The organism is uncultured Cellulomonas sp. (genome assembly GCF_963527515.1).
In the GTDB taxonomy this organism is placed as follows: Bacteria; Actinomycetota; Actinomycetes; order Actinomycetales; family Cellulomonadaceae; genus Cellulomonas.
The window spans coordinates 21,532-37,883 of record NZ_CAURTV010000008.1; the positions used below are offsets into that span (position 1 = coordinate 21,532).

The following is a 16,352-nucleotide window of genomic DNA, read 5'->3' on the forward strand; positions in this document are numbered from 1 at the left end:
TCAGCCCTCGCTCGGGGCGCCGATCGCCGCGATCAACCGCTCGGTGACCTCGTCGACGTCGCCGATCCCGTCCACCTGCGCGAGCAGGCCGCGCTCGGCGTACACGTGGGCGATCGGGGCGGTCTCCTGCGCGTACACGTCCAGCCGGTGCCGCACGACGGCCTCGGTGTCGTCCTCGCGCCCCTCGATCTCGGCGCGCTTGAGCAGCCGGGCGGTGACGATGTCCGGGTCGGCCGTGATCTCGACGGCGAGGTCGAGCGAGCGCCCGGCGTCCGCGAGGATCGCGTCGAGCTCCTCGACCTGGGCCACGTTGCGCGGGTACCCGTCGAGCAGGAAGCCGTCCTGGGCGTCACCCTGGGCGAGCCGGTCGCGGACCATCTCGTTGGTGACGGAGTCCGGGACCAGCGCTCCGCGCGAGGTGTACTCCTGCACGGTCCGGCCGAGCTCGGTGCCGCCCTTGATGTTCGCGCGGAAGATGTCCCCGGTCGAGATGGCCGGGATCCCGAGCCGCTCGGCGAGCCGCGCGGCCTGGGTCCCCTTGCCCGCTCCCGGAGGACCGAGCAGGACGAGACGCGTGCTCACCGGAGGAACCCCTCGTAGTGCCGCTGCTGCAGCTGGGACTCGATCTGCTTGACGGTCTCCAGGCCGACGCCGACGACGATGAGGATCGACGCCCCGCCGAACGGGATGTTGGACCCGACGCCCAGCACGATGAACGCGATGGTCGGGATCAGCGCCACGATCGCCAGGTACACCGAGCCCGGCGCCGTGATGCGCGAGATCACGTAGTCGAGGTACTCGGCCGTGGGCCGCCCAGCACGGATGCCGGGGATGAAGCCGCCGTACTTCTTCATGTTGTCCGCGACCTCGTCCGGGTTGAACGTGATCGCCGTGTAGAAGTAGCAGAAGAAGATGATCAGGACGACGTAGATCCCCAGGTGCAGGGGCGCGCTCGGCGAGGCCAGGTAGCGGGTGACCCACTGGACCCAGCCGGCGGCCGGGTCACCGAACTGCGCGAGCAGCCCGGGCACGGCGAGCAGCGACGACGCGAAGATCACCGGGATGACACCAGCCATGTTGATCTTGATCGGGATGTAGGTGCTCGACCCGCCGTACATGCGGCGACCCACCATGCGCTTGGCGTACTGCACGGGGATGCGCCGCTGCGACTGCTCGACGAACACCACCAGCGCGATGACCAGCACGACGATCGCCATGACGACGATGAACTTCGAGATGCCGTTGTCGCCACCGGCGATCGACCACATGGCACCGGGGAAGCTGGCCGCGATCGACGTGAAGATGAGCAGCGACATGCCGTTGCCGACGCCGCGCTCCGTGATGAGCTCACCGAGCCACATGATCAGGCCGGTGCCCGCGGTCATGGTGATCACCATGAGCAGGAGCGTCTGCCACGTGTCGTTCGGGATGACGTCGACGGTGCAGCCCTGGAACAGCTGCCCGCTGCGCGCGACGGTGATGATCGTCGTCGACTGCAGGACCGCGAGGCCGATGGTCAGGTACCGCGTGTACTGCGTGAGCTTCGCGGTGCCGGACTGGCCCTCGCGGTGCAGCTCCTCGAAACGGGGGATGACCACCCGGAGAAGCTGCACGATGATGCTGGCCGTGATGTACGGCATGATCCCGAGCGCGAACACGGACAGCTGCAGCAGAGCTCCGCCGCTGAACAGGTTCACCAGACCGAGCAGGTCGTTGCCCGACGTCTGCTCGATACACGCCTGCACGTTCGGGTAGGAGACCCCCGGCGTCGGCAGGAACGAGCCGACGCGGAAGAGCACCATGATCCCGATGGTGAAGAGCAGCTTGCGCCGCAGGTCGGGCGTCCGGAACGCCCGCACGAATGCGCTGAGCACCTGTCCTCCTGGGCCGCCGGAGCGGCATCACGTACGACCGGTCCGTCCCGGCCGTGCAGCCCGCGACGAGTCGCGAGCACCGGGGCACCCTAACTGATGCCCGCCGACATACGGAACGGGACCGGCGGGTAACTACGCACCCACCGGTCCCGTCCCTTCGATCAGTCCTGCGCGACGCTTCCGCCGGCTGCCACGATCGCGTCCTTCGCGGACGCCGAGTAGGCGTCGACCGCGACAGAGACCTTGACCGTGAGCTCGCCGGTGCCGAGCACCTTGACGGGCTGGCCCTTGCGGACCGCGCCCTTCGCCACGAGGTCGGCGACAGTCACGTCGCCACCGTTCGGGTACAGCGCCGAGAGCTTGTCCAGGTTGACCACCTGGTACTCGACGCGGAACGGGTTCTTGAAGCCGCGCAGCTTCGGGAGGCGCATGTGCAGAGGCATCTGCCCGCCCTCGAAGCGCACCGGGATCTGGTAGCGGGCCTTCTGGCCCTTGGTGCCACGACCGGCCGTCTTGCCCTTGGACGCCTCGCCACGACCCACGCGGGTCTTGGCGGTCTTGGCGCCCGGAGCCGGACGGAGGTGGTGCAGCTTGAGCGTGCCACCGTTGCCGGGCTGTGCAGCGGCCTCGGCCGCCTTCGCCGCCGCCGCGGACACGGTCTTCTTCGGCGCTGCAGCCTTGGCCTCGGCCTTGGGAGCCTTCGCCTTCGGAGCAGCAGCCTCGGCCTTAGCGGCCTTGGCCGGCTTGTCCGCCGCAGCGGACGCCTTCTCCGACTTCGCCTTGGTCGCCTTCGGAGCGGACTCCGTGTCGGCGGCCTTCTTCTCTGCAGCCTTCTTCGGAGCAGCCTTTGCGGCGGCGGCCTTCTTGGGGGCCGTCACCTCGTCGGTGCCCTTCTCGTTCTCGTCAGCCATGGTCACTCCACCTCTTCGACCGCGACCAGGTGCGTCACCGTCTTGACCATGCCGCGGATCTCAGGACGGTCCTCCTTGACGACGACGTCGCCGATCCGCTTGAGGCCGAGGGTGCGCAGCGTGTCGCGCTGGTTCTGCTTGCCGCCGATGCCAGACCGCGTCTGGGTCACCTTGAGTCGAGCCATCACGCACCTGCCTTGGAGCCCGCCGCTGCGGCCAGGCCGGCAGCCTGGGCGCGCAGGAGCCACGCCGGGACGACGTGCTCGACCGGGAGCCCGCGGCGCGCGGCCACGGCCTCGGGACGCTCGAGGCCCTGGAGGGCCGCGACCGTGGCGTGCACGATGTTGATCGCGTTCGACGAGCCGAGCGACTTGCTCAGCACGTCGTGGATGCCGGCGCACTCGAGGACGGCGCGCACCGGGCCACCGGCGATCACGCCAGTACCCGGCGAGGCCGGACGCAGGAAGACGACACCGGCAGCGGCCTCACCCTGGATGGGGTGCGGGATCGTGCCCTGGATGCGCGGGACCTTGAAGAAGTTCTTCTTGGCCTCCTCGACACCCTTGGCGATCGCCGCGGGCACCTCCTTGGCCTTCCCATAGCCGACACCCACGGTGCCGTCGCCATCGCCGACCACGACGAGCGCGGTGAAGCTGAAGCGCCGGCCGCCCTTGACGACCTTGGCCACGCGGTTGATCGTCACGACGCGCTCGAGGAACGCGCTCTTCTCTGCGGCGTCGCGACCGCGGCCGCCGCCGTCACGGCCACGACCGCCGTCACGACGGTCGCCGCCTCCGCCGGCGGCACCCGCGGGCGCCCCGGTGTTGCTGCGCTGAGGAGCAGCCATCAGTGAGTCCTCTTCTTCGTTCGGAGGGTCGTCGTCGTCGTCACAGCTTCAGTCCACCCTCGCGGGCGCCGTCAGCCACCGCGGCGACACGGCCGTGGTACTTGTTGCCGCCGCGGTCGAAGACCACAGCGTCAAGGCCGGCAGCCTTCGCACGCTCGGCGATGAGCTCGCCGACCTTGCGGGCCTTGGCGGTCTTGTCGTCGTTCGAGCTGCGCAGGTCGGCCTCGAGGGTCGATGCGGAGACGAGCGTCTGGCCGATGCCGTCGTCCACGACCTGCGCCGAGATGTGCCGGGCGGACCGGGTCACGACGAGACGGGGACGGGCGGCGGAGCCGGAGACCTTCTTGCGAAGGCGGACGTGGCGGCGCTGGCGGGCAACACGCTTGCCCTTGCCCAGGATCTTGAGAGCCATGATTACTTACCGGCCTTTCCGACCTTGCGGCGCACGTTCTCGCCCGCGTACCGGACGCCCTTGCCCTTGTACGGCTCGGGCTTGCGGATCTTGCGGATGTTTGCGGCGACCTCGCCCACCTGCTGCTTGTCGATGCCCTGCACCGAGAAGCGGGTGGGTGCCTCGACGACGAAGGTGATGCCCTCCGGCGGGTTGACGGTGACCGCGTGGCTGAAGCCGAGCGCGAACTCGAGGTCCGCACCCTTCGCCGTGACGCGGTAACCGGTACCGACGATCTCGAGCTTCTTGATGTAGCCCTCCGTCACGCCGGTGACGAGGTTCGCCAGCAGCGTGCGGGTCAGGCCGTGCAGCGAGCGCGAGGCGCGCTCGTCGTCGGGGCGGGTGACCACGAGGGCACCTGCCTCGTCGCGCGCCACCTCGATGGGTGCGGGGATCGTGTGCGTCAGGGTGCCCTTGGGGCCCTTGACCGTCACGACCGCACCGGTGATGTCGACATCCACGCCGGTGGGGACCGGGACGGGGACTCTGCCGATTCGGGACATGGCTAGCTCCTTTCCGTCTCGGACTTACCAGACGTAGGCGAGGACTTCCCCACCCACGCCCTTCTTGGCGGCCTGCTTGTCGGTGAGGAGACCGGAGGACGTGGACAGGATCGCCACGCCCAGGCCGCCGAGCACCTTGGGCAGGTTGGTCGACTTGGCGTACACGCGCAGGCCCGGCTTGGACACGCGCTTGACACCGGCGAGCGCACGCTCGCGGTTCGGGCCGTACTTCAGCTCGATGATGAGGTTCTTGCCGACGACGGCGTCCTCCACCTTCCAGCCGGTGATGTAGCCCTCGGCCTGGAGGATCTCCGCGATGTGCGACTTCAGCTTCGAGAACGGGATCAGCACGGTGTCGTGGTGAGCCGAGTTCGCGTTACGCAGCCGCGTGAGCAGGTCTGCGATGGGGTCGGTCATGGTCATGGGGCTTCCGCCCTTCCTCGCCGGGGTATCCCGCCCCCGAGGGGGCTGGACCTACCGACGTTCGTGTTGCTTGAGTTGTTACCAGCTGCTCTTGGTCACGCCGGGGAGCTCGCCGCGGTGGGCCATCTCGCGCACGCAGATCCGGCACAGGCCGAACTTGCGGTACACCGAGTGGGGCCGGCCGCAACGCTGGCAGCGCGTGTAGCCACGCACCGCGAACTTCGGCTTGGCAGCAGCCTTGTTCTTGAGGGCAGTCTTCGCCATGGTCAGTTCTCCTTGAACGGGAAGCCGAGGAGCTTGAGGAAAGCGCGACCCTCGTCGTCCGTGTCGGCCGTCGTGACGACCGTGATGTCCATGCCGCGGACCCGATCGATCTTGTCCTGGTCGATCTCGTGGAACACGGACTGCTCCACGAGGCCGAAGGTGTAGTTGCCGTGCCCGTCGAACTGCTGCGGCGAGAGGCCACGGAAGTCACGGATGCGCGGCAGCGCGGTGGAGAGCAGGCGGTCCAGGAACTCCCAGGCCCGGTCACCACGGAGGGTGACGTGGGCGCCGATGGGCATTCCCTCACGCAGCTTGAACTGCGCGATCGACTTGCGAGCCTTGGTGACCTGCGGCTTCTGGCCCGTGATCTGGGTCAGGTCGCGGATCGCGCCCTCGATGAGCTTGGAGTCCTTGGCGGCCTCGCCGACGCCCATGTTCACGACGACCTTCACCAGGCGTGCGACCTGGTTGATGTTCTCGTGACCGAACTGCTCGAACAGAGCGGTGCGGATCTCGTCGTTGTACTTGGACTTCAGGCGCGGGAGCGCCGGAGCCGTGAGAGTCGTCTCGGTCATCAGATGTCCTTACCGGAGCGCTTGGCGACGCGGACCCGAACGGTGCGGGTACGGCCGTCGCGCTCGACCTGCTCGGTGCGGTAGCCGACCCGGGTGCCCTTCTTGGTCTCCGGGTCCACGAGCATCACGTTGCTGATGTGGATGGGCGCCTCGATCGTCTCGATGCCGCCGGTGCGCGTGCCGCGCTGCGTCTGGCCGGCCTTCACGTGCTTCTGCACGCGCTGGACGCCCTCGACGACGATCCGCTGCGACTCGACGAGAACCTCGAGGACGCGACCGGTGCTGCCCTTGTCGCGGCCCGAGATGACGAGGACGAGGTCGCCCTTCTTGATCTTGGCCATGGTCAGAGCACCTCCGGTGCCAGCGAGATGATCTTCATGAACTTCTTGTCGCGCAGCTCGCGGCCCACCGGGCCGAAGATGCGCGTGCCACGGGGCTCCCCGTCGTTCTTGAGGATCACTGCGGCGTTCTCGTCGAACTTGATGTAGGAACCGTCCGGACGGCGGCGCTCCTTGCGGGTGCGCACGATGACAGCCTTGACGACGTCGCCCTTCTTGACGTTTCCGCCGGGGATGGCGTCCTTGACGGTGGCGACGATGACGTCACCGATGCCTGCGTAGCGACGGCCGGAGCCGCCGAGCACACGGATGCAAAGGATCTCCTTGGCACCAGTGTTGTCGGCGACACGAAGTCGCGACTCCTGCTGGATCATTACCTGCTCCTGTCGTCTGGCGGGTTCTCGGATCGGATGGCCCGAGCCTGGCCGAACGGGTAGTTGCCGTGATGCACACGTCGCGCCGGGTGTCGTCTTACGAGCGGCACCCGGCGCCCGTGGGCAACTGGGGGTCGTACGGGAACTGCTGGGACTACTTGGCCTTCTCCAGGACCTCGACCAGGCGCCACCGCTTGGTGGCGCTCAGCGGCCGGGTCTCCATGATGACCACGAGGTCGCCCACGCCCGCCGAGCTCAGCTCGTCGTGCGCCTTGACCTTGCTCGTGCGCCGGATGACCTTGCCGTAGAGCGGGTGCTTGACCCGGTCCTCGACCTCGACCACGACGGTCTTCTCCATCTTGTCGCTGACCACGTAGCCGCGGCGCGTCTTGCGGTCGCCGCGCTTCTCAGCAACCGCGGTCGTCTTCTGGTTCTTCTCGTCAGTCATCGCTATCACTCGCTCGCGCTCGGGGCGGTACGGATGCCGAGCTCGCGCTCACGCAGGATCGTGTAGATCCGCGCGATGTCGCGACGAACGGCCTTGAGACGCCCGTGGCTCTCGAGCTGGCCGGTCGCGGACTGGAAGCGGAGGTTGAACAGCTCCTCCTTGGACTTCTTCAGCTCAGCGACAAGCTTCTCGTCGTCGAAGGTGTCCAGCTCGCTGGGAGCCAGCTCCTTGGTGCCGATAGTCATCAGTTACCACCCTCGCGAACCACAAAACGTGTCTTCATCGGGAGCTTGTGCTGCGCGCGGCGCATGGCCTCGCGAGCCAGAGGCTCCGGGACGCCGGCGAGCTCGAAGAGAACTCGACCGGGCTTGACGTTGGCGATCCACCACTCGGGCGAACCCTTGCCGGAACCCATGCGGGTCTCGGCAGGCTTCTTGGTGAGGGGACGGTCCGGGTAGATGTTGATCCAGACCTTCCCTCCACGCTTGATGTGGCGGGTCATGGCGATACGAGCAGCCTCGATCTGCCGGTTGGTGACGTAGGCGGGCTCGAGAGCCTGGATGCCGTACTCACCGAAGGAGATCGCGGTACCACCGGTCGCGGCGCCGGAGCGCCCCGGGTGGTGCTGCTTGCGGTGCTTCAGCCTGCGCGGGATCAGCACGGTCAGGCCTCCGTTCCACTGTCGGGGGTCGTCGCTGCCGGGGCAGCGGCGGCCTCAGGAGCGGCTGCCTCAGGGGCGTCCGAGCGCTCACGACGAGGAGCACCTGCGCGCGGACCGCGGTCCGAGCGCTCGCCACCGGGGCGGTCCGTCCGCGGGCCACGAGCCGGCCGCGAGGGCTGGGTCGCCTGCTCGCGAGCAAACTCCTTCTCGGTCATGTCGCCCTTGTAGACCCACACCTTGACGCCGATGCGCCCGAAGGTGGTGCGAGCCTCGAAGAAGCCGTAGTCGATGTTCGCGCGGAGCGTGTGCAGGGGCACACGGCCCTCGCGGTAGAACTCCGTGCGGCTCATCTCCGCGCCGCCGAGGCGGCCGGAGACCTGCACGCGGATGCCCTTGGCACCGGCGCGCTGGGCCGACTGGATGCCCTTGCGCATGGCGCGGCGGAACGAGACGCGGCTCGCCAGCTGCTCGGCGATGCCCTGGGCGACCAGCTGAGCCTCGATCTCGGCGTTCTTGACCTCGAGGATGTTCAGCTGGACCTGCTTGCCCGTGAGCTTCTCGAGCTCGCCGCGGATGCGGTCGGCCTCCGCGCCACGACGCCCGATGACGATGCCCGGGCGGGCGGTGTGGATGTCGACGCGAACGCGGTCACGCGTGCGCTCGATCTCGACCTTGGCGATGCCGGCACGCTCGAGGCCCGTGGCCATGAGCTTGCGGATCTTGACGTCCTCGCCCACGTAGTCGCGGTAGCGCTGACCCGGCTTCGTCGAGTCGGCGAACCAACGCGAGCGGTGGTCGGTGGTGATGCCCAGGCGGTACCCGAGCGGGTTGACTTTCTGTCCCACTATCGGGCCCGTCCCTTCGTCTCGCGCTCAGCGACGACCACGGTGATGTGGCTCGTGCGCTTGAGGATCTGGCTGGCCCGCCCCTGTGCCCGCGGACGGAACCGCTTGAGCGTCGGACCCTCGTCGACGAACACCTCGGAGATGTAGAGGTCCGCCTCGTCCAGACGCTCGTTCGACCGCTTGGCGGCCTCCCGAGCGTTGGCGATCGCGCTCTCCACAACCTTGAGCACCGTCTCCCCCGCGGCCTGCGGTGCGAACTTCAGCACCGATACGGCCTCGCCGGCCTGCTTGCCACGGATGAGGTCCACGACGCGCCGGGCCTTCTGGGGCGTGACGCGGACGAACCGCGCCTTCGCCTTGGCTTCCATTGCTGTCCTGCCTTCTTGTCTCTGCCGGTGAGGGCGTCGCCTGGCTGACCCGGGGGTCAGCGGCGACGGCCCTTCCGGTCGTCCTTCTCGTGGCCGCGGAACGTCCGCGTCGGGGCGAACTCGCCGAGCTTGTGCCCGACCATCGACTCCGTCACGAACACCGGGGTGTGCTTGCGTCCGTCGTGCACCGCGAACGTGTGGCCGAGGAAGTCCGGCGTGATGACCGAACGGCGCGACCACGTCTTGATGACGTTCTTCGTGCCGGCGGTGTTCTGGACGTCGACCTTCTTCTGCAGGTGACCGTCGACGAACGGGCCCTTCTTCAGGCTACGTGGCATCTCAGGCTCCTATCAGCGCTTGTTCTTGCCGGTGCGCCGACGGCGCACGATGAGCTTGTCGCTCGGCTTGTTCGGACGGCGGGTACGGCCTTCGGCCTGGCCCCACGGGCTGACGGGGTGACGTCCACCGGACGTCTTGCCCTCGCCACCACCGTGCGGGTGGTCGACCGGGTTCATGGCGACACCACGGACGGAGGGGCGCTTGCCCTTCCACCGCATGCGGCCGGCCTTGCCCCAGTTGATGTTGGACTGCTCGGCGTTGCCCACCTCGCCGACCGTCGCGCGGCAGCGCAGGTCGACGTTGCGGATCTCACCGGACGGCATGCGCAGCTGCGCGTAGGCACCGTCCTTGGCGACGAGCTGCACGGACGCCCCAGCCGAGCGGGCGATCTTCGCACCTCCACCGGGCCGCAGCTCGATGGCGTGGATGACCGTACCGGTCGGGATGTTGCGCAGCGGCAGGTTGTTGCCGGGCTTGATGTCGGCGCCGGGGCCGTTCTCGATGCGGTCACCCTGCGACAGCTTGTTCGGCGCGATGATGTAGCGCTTCTCGCCGTCCGCGTAGTGCAGGAGCGCGATGCGGGCGGTGCGGTTGGGGTCGTACTCGATGTGAGCGACCTTGGCCGGCACGCCGTCCTTGTCATGACGACGGAAGTCGATGACGCGGTACGCACGCTTGTGACCGCCACCCTGGTGGCGCGTGGTGATGCGACCCGTGGAGTTGCGGCCGCCCGTCTTGTGGAGCGGACGGACGAGCGACTTCTCCGGAGTGGAGCGCGTGATCTCGACGAAGTCGGCGACGCTGGAGCCACGACGGCCCGGCGTGGTCGGCTTGTACTTACGAATACCCATGAGTTCTCAGTCCTTCGCTCAGCCGACCGGACCGCCGAAGATGTCGATCGTTCCCTCGCGGAGGGTGACGATCGCACGCTTCGTGTCCTTGCGGCGGCCGATGCCGAAACGGGTCCGACGGGACTTGCCCTGCCGGTTCGCGGTGTTGACCGAGTCCACCTTGACGCCGAAGACCTGCTCGACGGCAATCTTGATCTCGGTCTTGTTCGCCCGCGGGTCGACGAGGAAGGTGTACTTCCCCTCGTCGAGCAGGCCATAGCTCTTCTCGGAGACGACCGGCGCGATGAGGATGTCGCGCGGGTTCTTGCCGATGTCGGTCACTTCGTCTCCTCCTCGGCCTCGGAGGACGTGCCCACGGCGGCGGACCCCTTGACGGGGCCTGCCAGGAACGCGTCGAGCGCGCCCTGCGTGAACACGACGTCGTCCGAGATCAGGACGTCGTAGGTGTTGAGCTGGTCGGCGACCAGCAGGTGCACCCGCTCGACGTTCCGCAGCGACTTCCACGTGATCTCGTCCTGACGCTCGACGACCACGAGGACGTGCTTGCGCCCCGACAGGTTGTCGAGCACGGCGAGCGCGGACCTGGTCGACGGCGCCGTGCCCGGGGCGAAGCCCGAGACGACGTGCACGCGGCCGGCACGAGCGCGGTCCGAGAGAGCACCGCGGAGCGCCGCGGCCTTCATCTTCTTGGGGGTGCGCTGCGAGTAGTCGCGCGGGGTGGGGCCGTGGACGACGCCACCACCGGCGAACTGCGGAGCACGCGTCGAACCCTGACGGGCGCGGCCGGTGCCCTTCTGCTTGTACGGCTTGCGCCCACCACCGCGCACCTCGCCACGAGACTTCGTGTCGTGGGTGCCCTGGCGTGCCGCCGCGAGCTGCGCGACGACGACCTGGTGGATGAGCGGGATGTTGGTCTGCACGTCGAAGACGTCCGCGGGCAGGTCGGCCGAGCCGGCCTTCTTGCCCTCGGAGTCGACCACGTCGACGGTCAGCGTGTCACTCATGGTCACGCCCCCTTCACAGCGGAACGCACGACCACGACGCCACCCTTGGGGCCGGGAACGGCACCCTTGACGAGGATGAGACCCCGCTCGACGTCGATCGCGTGCACGGTCAGGTTCTGGGTGGTCTGGCGGTCCACGCCCATGCGACCGGCCATCTTGATGCCCTTGAACACGCGCGACGGCGTGGAGGCGCCACCGATCGAGCCGGGCTTGCGGTGGTTGCGGTGCGCACCGTGCGAGGCGCCGACGCCGTGGAAGCCGTGACGCTTCATGACACCGGCGGTGCCCTTGCCCTTGGTGGTGCCGATGACGTCCACGAGCGAGCCGGCCTCGAAGAGGGCGGCCGTGAGCTCCTGGCCGAGCGTGAACTCGGAAGCGTTCGGCGTGCGGATCTCGGCCACGTGCCGGCGGGGGGTGACCCCGGCCTTCTCGAAGTGGCCCTTGAGCGGCTTGGTGACCTTGCGCGGGTCGATCTGGCCGTGGGCCAGCTGGACCGCGGCGTAGCCGTCAGCATCGGCGGAGCGCACCTGGGTCACGACGTTCGTGCCGACAGCGACGACGGTGACCGGGACGAGACGACCGTTGTCGTCCCACACCTGGGTCATGCCGATCTTCGTGCCGAGCAGGGCCGTGACGGGGCGCTCGTTCTGCTGGGTAACCATGGAAATCAGTTCCTTCCCAGCGTCAGAGCTTGATCTCGATGTTCACGTCCGCAGGCAGGTCGAGACGCATGAGCGAGTCGACGGCCTTCGGCGTGGGATCGATGATGTCGATGAGCCGCTTGTGAGTACGCATCTCGAAGTGCTCGCGGCTGTCCTTGTACTTGTGGGGCGACCGGATGACGCAGAACACGTTCTTCTCCGTCGGCAGCGGCACCGGACCCACGACCGACGCACCAGCGCGAGTCACCGTGTCGACGATCTTGCGCGCCGAGCTGTCGATGACTTCGTGGTCGTAGGACTTGAGCCTGATGCGGATCTTCTGTCCCGCCATGGCGCTTCTACTTCCCTCTGTTTGGAACCGGCCCGTCCGACCCCCGCACTCGGGCGTGTCGCCTGTCGCGACACACCGTTGCACTGCGTACCGTGTCCGGCACGAGATCGGTGGTTGTTGTCGGGCGCCAACCGCCGGGTAATCCCGGGGTCCAGACGCCTTCCACGTGTGTGAGCCCTGTCGTGTGCTGCGCGCGCGAACACGCCGCCCTCAACTAGGCAACCTGAACAGTGTGCCAGAGTGCACGCCCGAACTCCAATCGCGTCCGTCACACCGGGCCCGACGGCGCGCGTGATCTCCCCCACGTCCGGCGCGCCCCGGCCGCGCCGCCGGTGGACCGCCCCGTCGCAGGCCGTTCCGCTACGGTGCCGACATGGTCCGCCGCCCCCCTCGCTCGCTCGGCCTCGCGGCGCTGGCCGCCCTGGCGCTGTGCGGGTGCACGTCCGAGCCGCCCCGACCCAGCTCCGCGATCTCCCCGACGCCGACGCCGTCGGCGTCGGTGACGTCCGCCGCCCCCACCCCGACGCCCACGCCCTCGCCCTCCCTCGTCCCCGGTGCACCGTGCGACCCGGCCGACGGCTCCCCCGACTGCACGGATGCCACGGGCGCGGGCGACGGCCGGTGGGTCTACCTCGAGGGCTACGCCGACTGCGTCGCGCAGCTGCCCGGCGAGGAGTACGGCCTGTGCACCGACCTCGACGGCGACGGTCGCGCCGGCTACCCCGACTCCGGCTGAGCGCCGAGAGCGCGCACGCAGAAGGACCCGGGAGCCGAAGCTCCCGGGCCCTTCCGCCAGCTCAGCCGCCCCGAGGGGCGAGCATCACTTGATGATCTTGATGACCTTGCCCGAGCCGACGGTGCGGCCACCCTCACGGATGGCGAAGCCGAGGCCCTCCTCCATCGCGATGGGCTGGATGAGGTTCACGTGGATCTCGGTGTTGTCGCCGGGCATGACCATCTCGGTGCCCTCGGGCAGCGTGATGACGCCGGTGACGTCGGTGGTGCGGAAGTAGAACTGGGGGCGGTAGTTCCCGTAGAACGGGTTGTGACGGCCACCCTCGTCCTTGGCCAGGATGTAGACCTGGCCCTCGAACTCGGTGTGCGGCGTGATCGAGCCGGGCTTGACGACGACCTGGCCGCGCTCGACCTCCTCGCGCTTCGTGCCACGCAGGAGCAGACCGACGTTCTCGCCGGCCTCGGCGTAGTCGAGCAGCTTGCGGAACATCTCGACGCCGGTGACCGTGGTCTTGATCGCCTTCTCCTTGATGCCGACGATCTCCACCTCCTCGTTCACCTTGAGCTTGCCGCGCTCCACGCGACCGGTGACGACGGTGCCACGACCGGTGATCGTGAAGACGTCCTCGATCGGCATGAGGAAGGGCTTGTCGATGTCGCGGACCGGGTCCGGGACGTTCTCGTCGACCGCGTCCAGCAGGTCCTTGACGGACTGGACCCAGATCGGGTCGCCCTCGAGGGCCTTCAGGCCGGAGACGCGCACGACGGGGACGTCGTCGCCGTCGAAGCCCTGCGCGGTGAGGAGCTCGCGCACCTCGACCTCGACGAGCTCCAGGATCTCCTCGTCGTCGACCATGTCGGTCTTGTTCAGCGCGACGAGCAGGTACGGCACGCCGACCTGGCGGGCGAGCAGGACGTGCTCACGCGTCTGGGCCATGGGGCCGTCGGTCGCCGCGACCACGAGGATGGCGCCGTCCATCTGCGCGGCACCCGTGATCATGTTCTTGATGTAGTCCGCGTGACCCGGAGCGTCGACGTGAGCGTAGTGACGCTTCTCCGTCTGGTACTCCACGTGCGCGATGTTGATGGTGATCCCGCGCTGCTTCTCCTCGGGCGCCTTGTCGATCTGGTCGAACGGCGTGAAGGGGTTCAGGTCGGGGTACATGTCGTGCAGGACCTTGGAGATGGCCGCCGTCAGCGTCGTCTTGCCGTGGTCGACGTGACCGATGGTGCCGATGTTGACGTGCGGCTTCGTCCGCTCGAACTTCGCCTTGCCCACTGGGTGTCCTCCTCAGGACTTGGTAGAGATTGGCCGACGCTTGCGGCTACCGGACGGTAGCCGTTCGACGCGGCGTCCTACGGGTCGGTTTGTGTGATGGAACTACAGGGTTCGACCTGTGGGACTACTCGCCCCGGGTCTTCTTGATGATTTCCTCGGCAACGTTCCGAGGAACCTCGGCGTAGCTGTCGAACTGCATCGAGTACACGGCACGACCCTGGGTCTTCGACCGCAGGTCACCGACGTACCCGAACATCTCGGAGAGCGGCACCTGGGCGCGGATGACCTTCACGCCCGTCGCGTCCTCCATGGACTGGATCATGCCGCGGCGCGAGTTGATGTCGCCGATGACGTCACCCATGTACTCCTCGGGAGTACGGACCTCGACGGCCATGACCGGCTCCAGCAGAACCGGGTCGGCCTTGCGGACCGCTTCCTTGAGGATCATCGAGCCCGCGATCTTGAACGCCATCTCCGAGGAGTCGACGTCGTGCGCGGCACCGTCGAGCAGGATCGCCTTGACGCCCACGAGCGGGAAGCCCGCGAGGACGCCGAGCTGCATCGCGCTCTGGATGCCGGCGTCGACCGACGGGATGTACTCGCGCGGGATGCGGCCACCGGTGACCTTGTTCGAGAACTCGTACAGCTCGCCCTCGGCGGGGTCCAGCGGCTCGAAGGTCATCTGGACCTTCGCGTACTGGCCCGAGCCACCGGTCTGCTTCTTGTGCACGTAGTCGATCTTCTCGACGGAGCGACGGATCGTCTCGCGGTACGCGACCTGCGGCTTGCCGACGTTGGCCTCGACCTTGAACTCGCGACGCATGCGGTCGACGAGGATGTCGAGGTGGAGCTCGCCCATGCCGCCGATGACGGTCTGGCCGGTCTCCTCGTCGTGCTTGACGCGGAAGGTCGGGTCCTCCTCGGCCAGCTTCTGGATGGCCACGGAGAGCTTCTCCTGGTCACCCTTGGTCTTCGGCTCGATGGCGACGTCGATGACCGGCTCGGGGAACGTCATGGACTCGAGCACGACCGGCGCGGACGGGTCGCACAGGGTGTCGCCCGTGGTGACGTCCTTGAGCCCGATGAACGCGTAGATGTGACCGGCCGTGGCGTCCTCGACCGGGTTCTCCTTGTTGGAGTGCATCTGGAAGAGCTTCCCGATGCGCTCCTTCTTGTTCTTGGTCGAGTTGAGCACCTGAGCGCCCTGCGCCACCTTGCCCGAGTACACCCGGACGTAGGTGAGCTTGCCGAAGAACGGGTGCGAGGCGACCTTGAACGCGAGGGCCGAGAACGGCTCCGTCGAGTCGGGGTGCCGCTCGACGACGAGCTCGGGGTCCTTCATGTCGTGGCCCTCGACCGCCGGGACGTCCAGGGGCGTCGGCAGGTAGTCGATGACGGCGTCGAGCATGGGCTGGACGCCCTTGTTCTTGAACGCCGAGCCGCACAGGACCGGGTAGGCCTCGGACTTGATCGTGAGCTGGCGGATGCCGGCCTTGATCTCCGCCTCGGTCAGCTCCTCGCCACCGAGGAACTTCTCGAGCAGCACGTCGTCGGTCTCCGCGACGGCCTCGAGGAGCTGGGCGCGGTACTCGTCCGCCTTCTCCACCAGGTCGGCCGGGATGTCCTCGACCTCGTACTTCTCGCCCAGGGCGGTCTCGCCGCGCCAGACGAGGGCACGCATGGTGACCAGGTCGACGACGCCGATGAAGTCGTTCTCGGCGCCGATGGGCAGCTGGATGACCAGCGGCTTGGCCTTGAGGCGGTTCACGATGGTGTCGACCGTGAAGTAGAAGTCCGCGCCGAGCTTGTCCATCTTGTTGACGAAGCAGATGCGCGGGACGTCGTACTTGTCAGCCTGACGCCAGACGGTCTCCGACTGGGGCTCGACGCCCTCCTTGCCGTCGAAGACGGCGACGGCACCGTCGAGGACGCGCAGCGAGCGCTCGACCTCGACCGTGAAGTCCACGTGGCCCGGGGTGTCGATGATGTTGATCTGGTTGTCGTGCCAGTAGCAGGTCGTCGCGGCGGACGTGATCGTGATGCCGCGCTCCTGCTCCTGCTCCATCCAGTCCATCGTCGACGCACCGTCGTGCGTCTCACCGATCTTGTAGTTGACCCCGGTGTAGAACAGGATCCGCTCGGTGGTCGTCGTCTTGCCGGCATCGATGTGAGCCATGATGCCGATGTTGCGGACCTTCGTGAGGTCCGTCAGCACATCCAGTGCCACGTGAGTTGCCCCTTGTCGGTTGGCTTGGGTGGCGCCACCGGT

At 67.9% G+C, this 16,352-nt stretch carries 26 protein-coding genes; 1 reads left to right on the forward strand and 25 read right to left on the reverse strand.

Features of this window, described 5'->3' with window-relative positions:
* The 23 genes from RYN42_RS04050 to rpsJ form a co-directional block, all read right to left on the reverse strand.
* Positions 1-582: an adenylate kinase gene (locus RYN42_RS04050; RefSeq protein ID WP_315093959.1), complete on the reverse strand. Its 582-nt coding sequence runs from the start codon at positions 580-582 to the stop codon at positions 1-3.
* Positions 579-1,874: a preprotein translocase subunit SecY gene (secY, locus tag RYN42_RS04055; RefSeq protein ID WP_315093961.1), complete on the reverse strand. Its 1,296-nt coding sequence runs from the start codon at positions 1,872-1,874 to the stop codon at positions 579-581. Before secY ends, RYN42_RS04050 begins: the two co-directional genes overlap by 4 nt.
* A gap of 161 nt (positions 1,875-2,035) precedes the next feature.
* Positions 2,036-2,785 carry a 50S ribosomal protein L15 gene (gene rplO, locus RYN42_RS04060; RefSeq protein ID WP_315093963.1) on the reverse strand — a complete coding sequence of 250 codons (750 nt, stop codon included), beginning with the start codon at positions 2,783-2,785 and terminating at the stop codon, positions 2,036-2,038.
* 2 nt (positions 2,786-2,787) lie between these two features.
* A complete protein-coding gene (rpmD, locus tag RYN42_RS04065) occupies positions 2,788-2,970 on the reverse strand; it encodes a 50S ribosomal protein L30 (protein ID WP_028045050.1) in 183 nt (60 codons plus the stop codon).
* Positions 2,970-3,632, reverse strand: a complete 663-nt coding sequence (gene rpsE, locus RYN42_RS04070; RefSeq protein ID WP_315093968.1) for a 30S ribosomal protein S5 — start codon at positions 3,630-3,632, stop codon at positions 2,970-2,972. The genes rpmD and rpsE overlap by 1 nt, the downstream gene beginning before the upstream one ends.
* Positions 3,633-3,672: 40 nt before the next feature.
* Positions 3,673-4,044 carry a 50S ribosomal protein L18 gene (gene rplR / locus RYN42_RS04075; RefSeq protein WP_315093969.1) on the reverse strand — a complete coding sequence of 124 codons (372 nt, stop codon included), beginning with the start codon at positions 4,042-4,044 and terminating at the stop codon, positions 3,673-3,675.
* A 2-nt stretch (positions 4,045-4,046) separates the two neighbouring features.
* Positions 4,047-4,586, reverse strand: a complete 540-nt coding sequence (gene rplF / locus RYN42_RS04080) for a 50S ribosomal protein L6 (protein WP_315093971.1) — start codon at positions 4,584-4,586, stop codon at positions 4,047-4,049.
* A 24-nt stretch (positions 4,587-4,610) separates the two neighbouring features.
* A complete protein-coding gene (rpsH, locus tag RYN42_RS04085) occupies positions 4,611-5,009 on the reverse strand; it encodes a 30S ribosomal protein S8 (protein ID WP_055912171.1) in 399 nt (132 codons plus the stop codon).
* Positions 5,010-5,087: 78 nt separating this feature from the next.
* Positions 5,088-5,273 (reverse strand): type Z 30S ribosomal protein S14, encoded by a 186-nt coding sequence (locus RYN42_RS04090; RefSeq protein WP_028045055.1) that lies wholly within the window; start codon positions 5,271-5,273, stop codon positions 5,088-5,090.
* Positions 5,274-5,275: 2 nt separating this feature from the next.
* Positions 5,276-5,848 carry a 50S ribosomal protein L5 gene (gene rplE, locus RYN42_RS04095; protein WP_315093975.1) on the reverse strand — a complete coding sequence of 191 codons (573 nt, stop codon included), beginning with the start codon at positions 5,846-5,848 and terminating at the stop codon, positions 5,276-5,278.
* Positions 5,848-6,189 (reverse strand): 50S ribosomal protein L24, encoded by a 342-nt coding sequence (gene rplX / locus RYN42_RS04100; protein WP_175348009.1) that lies wholly within the window; start codon positions 6,187-6,189, stop codon positions 5,848-5,850. Before rplX ends, rplE begins: the two co-directional genes overlap by 1 nt.
* A 2-nt stretch (positions 6,190-6,191) precedes the next feature.
* Entirely contained in the window at positions 6,192-6,560 is a 369-nt protein-coding gene (gene rplN / locus RYN42_RS04105; protein ID WP_034625870.1) for a 50S ribosomal protein L14, read from the reverse strand.
* 154 nt (positions 6,561-6,714) lie between these two features.
* Positions 6,715-7,008, reverse strand: coding sequence for a 30S ribosomal protein S17 (gene rpsQ / locus RYN42_RS04110; protein ID WP_315093978.1), 294 nt, complete (start codon positions 7,006-7,008; stop codon positions 6,715-6,717).
* Positions 7,009-7,013: 5 nt separating this feature from the next.
* Positions 7,014-7,253, reverse strand: coding sequence for a 50S ribosomal protein L29 (gene rpmC / locus RYN42_RS04115; RefSeq protein WP_055912162.1), 240 nt, complete (start codon positions 7,251-7,253; stop codon positions 7,014-7,016).
* Positions 7,253-7,669: a 50S ribosomal protein L16 gene (rplP, locus tag RYN42_RS04120; protein WP_055912160.1), complete on the reverse strand. Its 417-nt coding sequence runs from the start codon at positions 7,667-7,669 to the stop codon at positions 7,253-7,255. Before rplP ends, rpmC begins: the two co-directional genes overlap by 1 nt.
* Positions 7,670-7,671: 2 nt before the next feature.
* On the reverse strand, positions 7,672-8,514 hold the full coding sequence (gene rpsC, locus RYN42_RS04125; RefSeq protein ID WP_175348007.1) for a 30S ribosomal protein S3: 843 nt from the start codon (positions 8,512-8,514) through the stop codon (positions 7,672-7,674).
* Positions 8,514-8,882 (reverse strand): 50S ribosomal protein L22, encoded by a 369-nt coding sequence (rplV, locus tag RYN42_RS04130; protein WP_315093983.1) that lies wholly within the window; start codon positions 8,880-8,882, stop codon positions 8,514-8,516. Before rplV ends, rpsC begins: the two co-directional genes overlap by 1 nt.
* A gap of 56 nt (positions 8,883-8,938) precedes the next feature.
* Positions 8,939-9,220 (reverse strand): 30S ribosomal protein S19, encoded by a 282-nt coding sequence (rpsS, locus tag RYN42_RS04135; protein WP_028045064.1) that lies wholly within the window; start codon positions 9,218-9,220, stop codon positions 8,939-8,941.
* Between the two features lie 12 nt (positions 9,221-9,232).
* Positions 9,233-10,072, reverse strand: a complete 840-nt coding sequence (rplB, locus tag RYN42_RS04140) for a 50S ribosomal protein L2 (RefSeq protein ID WP_315093986.1) — start codon at positions 10,070-10,072, stop codon at positions 9,233-9,235.
* 18 nt (positions 10,073-10,090) lie between these two features.
* Positions 10,091-10,393, reverse strand: coding sequence for a 50S ribosomal protein L23 (gene rplW, locus RYN42_RS04145; RefSeq protein ID WP_315093988.1), 303 nt, complete (start codon positions 10,391-10,393; stop codon positions 10,091-10,093).
* A complete protein-coding gene (gene rplD / locus RYN42_RS04150; protein ID WP_315093990.1) occupies positions 10,390-11,076 on the reverse strand; it encodes a 50S ribosomal protein L4 in 687 nt (228 codons plus the stop codon). Before rplD ends, rplW begins: the two co-directional genes overlap by 4 nt.
* Before the next feature lie 2 nt (positions 11,077-11,078).
* On the reverse strand, positions 11,079-11,738 hold the full coding sequence (gene rplC, locus RYN42_RS04155; RefSeq protein WP_315093992.1) for a 50S ribosomal protein L3: 660 nt from the start codon (positions 11,736-11,738) through the stop codon (positions 11,079-11,081).
* A 22-nt stretch (positions 11,739-11,760) separates the two neighbouring features.
* Positions 11,761-12,069, reverse strand: coding sequence for a 30S ribosomal protein S10 (rpsJ, locus tag RYN42_RS04160; protein WP_013117879.1), 309 nt, complete (start codon positions 12,067-12,069; stop codon positions 11,761-11,763).
* 373 nt (positions 12,070-12,442) lie between these two features.
* On the opposite strand from rpsJ, the gene RYN42_RS04165 reads away from it, so the two are divergent.
* Entirely contained in the window at positions 12,443-12,805 is a 363-nt protein-coding gene (locus RYN42_RS04165) for a hypothetical protein (protein ID WP_315093997.1), read from the forward strand.
* 84 nt (positions 12,806-12,889) lie between these two features.
* On the opposite strand, the gene tuf is transcribed toward RYN42_RS04165, so the two are convergent.
* Complete coding sequence (gene tuf / locus RYN42_RS04170; protein WP_315093999.1) at positions 12,890-14,083, reverse strand: elongation factor Tu; 1,194 nt, start codon at positions 14,081-14,083, stop codon at positions 12,890-12,892.
* Positions 14,084-14,207: 124 nt separating this feature from the next.
* Entirely contained in the window at positions 14,208-16,310 is a 2,103-nt protein-coding gene (gene fusA / locus RYN42_RS04175) for an elongation factor G (protein WP_315094000.1), read from the reverse strand.
* Positions 16,311-16,352 lie beyond the last annotated feature (42 nt).

Coding starts and splice junctions, on each gene's coding strand:
- rplO (WP_315093963.1), bottom strand. CDS start 2,785: ATGGCTGACGAGAACGAGAAGGGCACCGACGAGGTGACGGCCCCCAAG.
- rpmD (WP_028045050.1), bottom strand. CDS start 2,970: ATGGCTCGACTCAAGGTGACCCAGACGCGGTCTGGCATCGGCGGCAAG.
- rpsE (WP_315093968.1), bottom strand. CDS start 3,632: ATGGCTGCTCCTCAGCGCAGCAACACCGGGGCGCCCGCGGGTGCCGCC.
- rplR (WP_315093969.1), bottom strand. CDS start 4,044: ATGGCTCTCAAGATCCTGGGCAAGGGCAAGCGTGTTGCCCGCCAGCGC.
- rplF (WP_315093971.1), bottom strand. CDS start 4,586: ATGTCCCGAATCGGCAGAGTCCCCGTCCCGGTCCCCACCGGCGTGGAT.
- rpsH (WP_055912171.1), bottom strand. CDS start 5,009: ATGACCATGACCGACCCCATCGCAGACCTGCTCACGCGGCTGCGTAAC.
- RYN42_RS04090 (WP_028045055.1), bottom strand. CDS start 5,273: ATGGCGAAGACTGCCCTCAAGAACAAGGCTGCTGCCAAGCCGAAGTTC.
- rplE (WP_315093975.1), bottom strand. CDS start 5,848: ATGACCGAGACGACTCTCACGGCTCCGGCGCTCCCGCGCCTGAAGTCC.
- rplX (WP_175348009.1), bottom strand. CDS start 6,189: ATGGCCAAGATCAAGAAGGGCGACCTCGTCCTCGTCATCTCGGGCCGC.
- rplN (WP_034625870.1), bottom strand. CDS start 6,560: ATGATCCAGCAGGAGTCGCGACTTCGTGTCGCCGACAACACTGGTGCC.
- rpsQ (WP_315093978.1), bottom strand. CDS start 7,008: ATGACTGACGAGAAGAACCAGAAGACGACCGCGGTTGCTGAGAAGCGC.
- rpmC (WP_055912162.1), bottom strand. CDS start 7,253: ATGACTATCGGCACCAAGGAGCTGGCTCCCAGCGAGCTGGACACCTTC.
- rplV (WP_315093983.1), bottom strand. CDS start 8,882: ATGGAAGCCAAGGCGAAGGCGCGGTTCGTCCGCGTCACGCCCCAGAAG.
- rpsS (WP_028045064.1), bottom strand. CDS start 9,220: ATGCCACGTAGCCTGAAGAAGGGCCCGTTCGTCGACGGTCACCTGCAG.
- rplB (WP_315093986.1), bottom strand. CDS start 10,072: ATGGGTATTCGTAAGTACAAGCCGACCACGCCGGGCCGTCGTGGCTCC.
- rplD (WP_315093990.1), bottom strand. CDS start 11,076: ATGAGTGACACGCTGACCGTCGACGTGGTCGACTCCGAGGGCAAGAAG.
- rplC (WP_315093992.1), bottom strand. CDS start 11,738: ATGGTTACCCAGCAGAACGAGCGCCCCGTCACGGCCCTGCTCGGCACG.
- rpsJ (WP_013117879.1), bottom strand. CDS start 12,069: ATGGCGGGACAGAAGATCCGCATCAGGCTCAAGTCCTACGACCACGAA.
- RYN42_RS04165 (WP_315093997.1), top strand. CDS start 12,443: ATGGTCCGCCGCCCCCCTCGCTCGCTCGGCCTCGCGGCGCTGGCCGCC.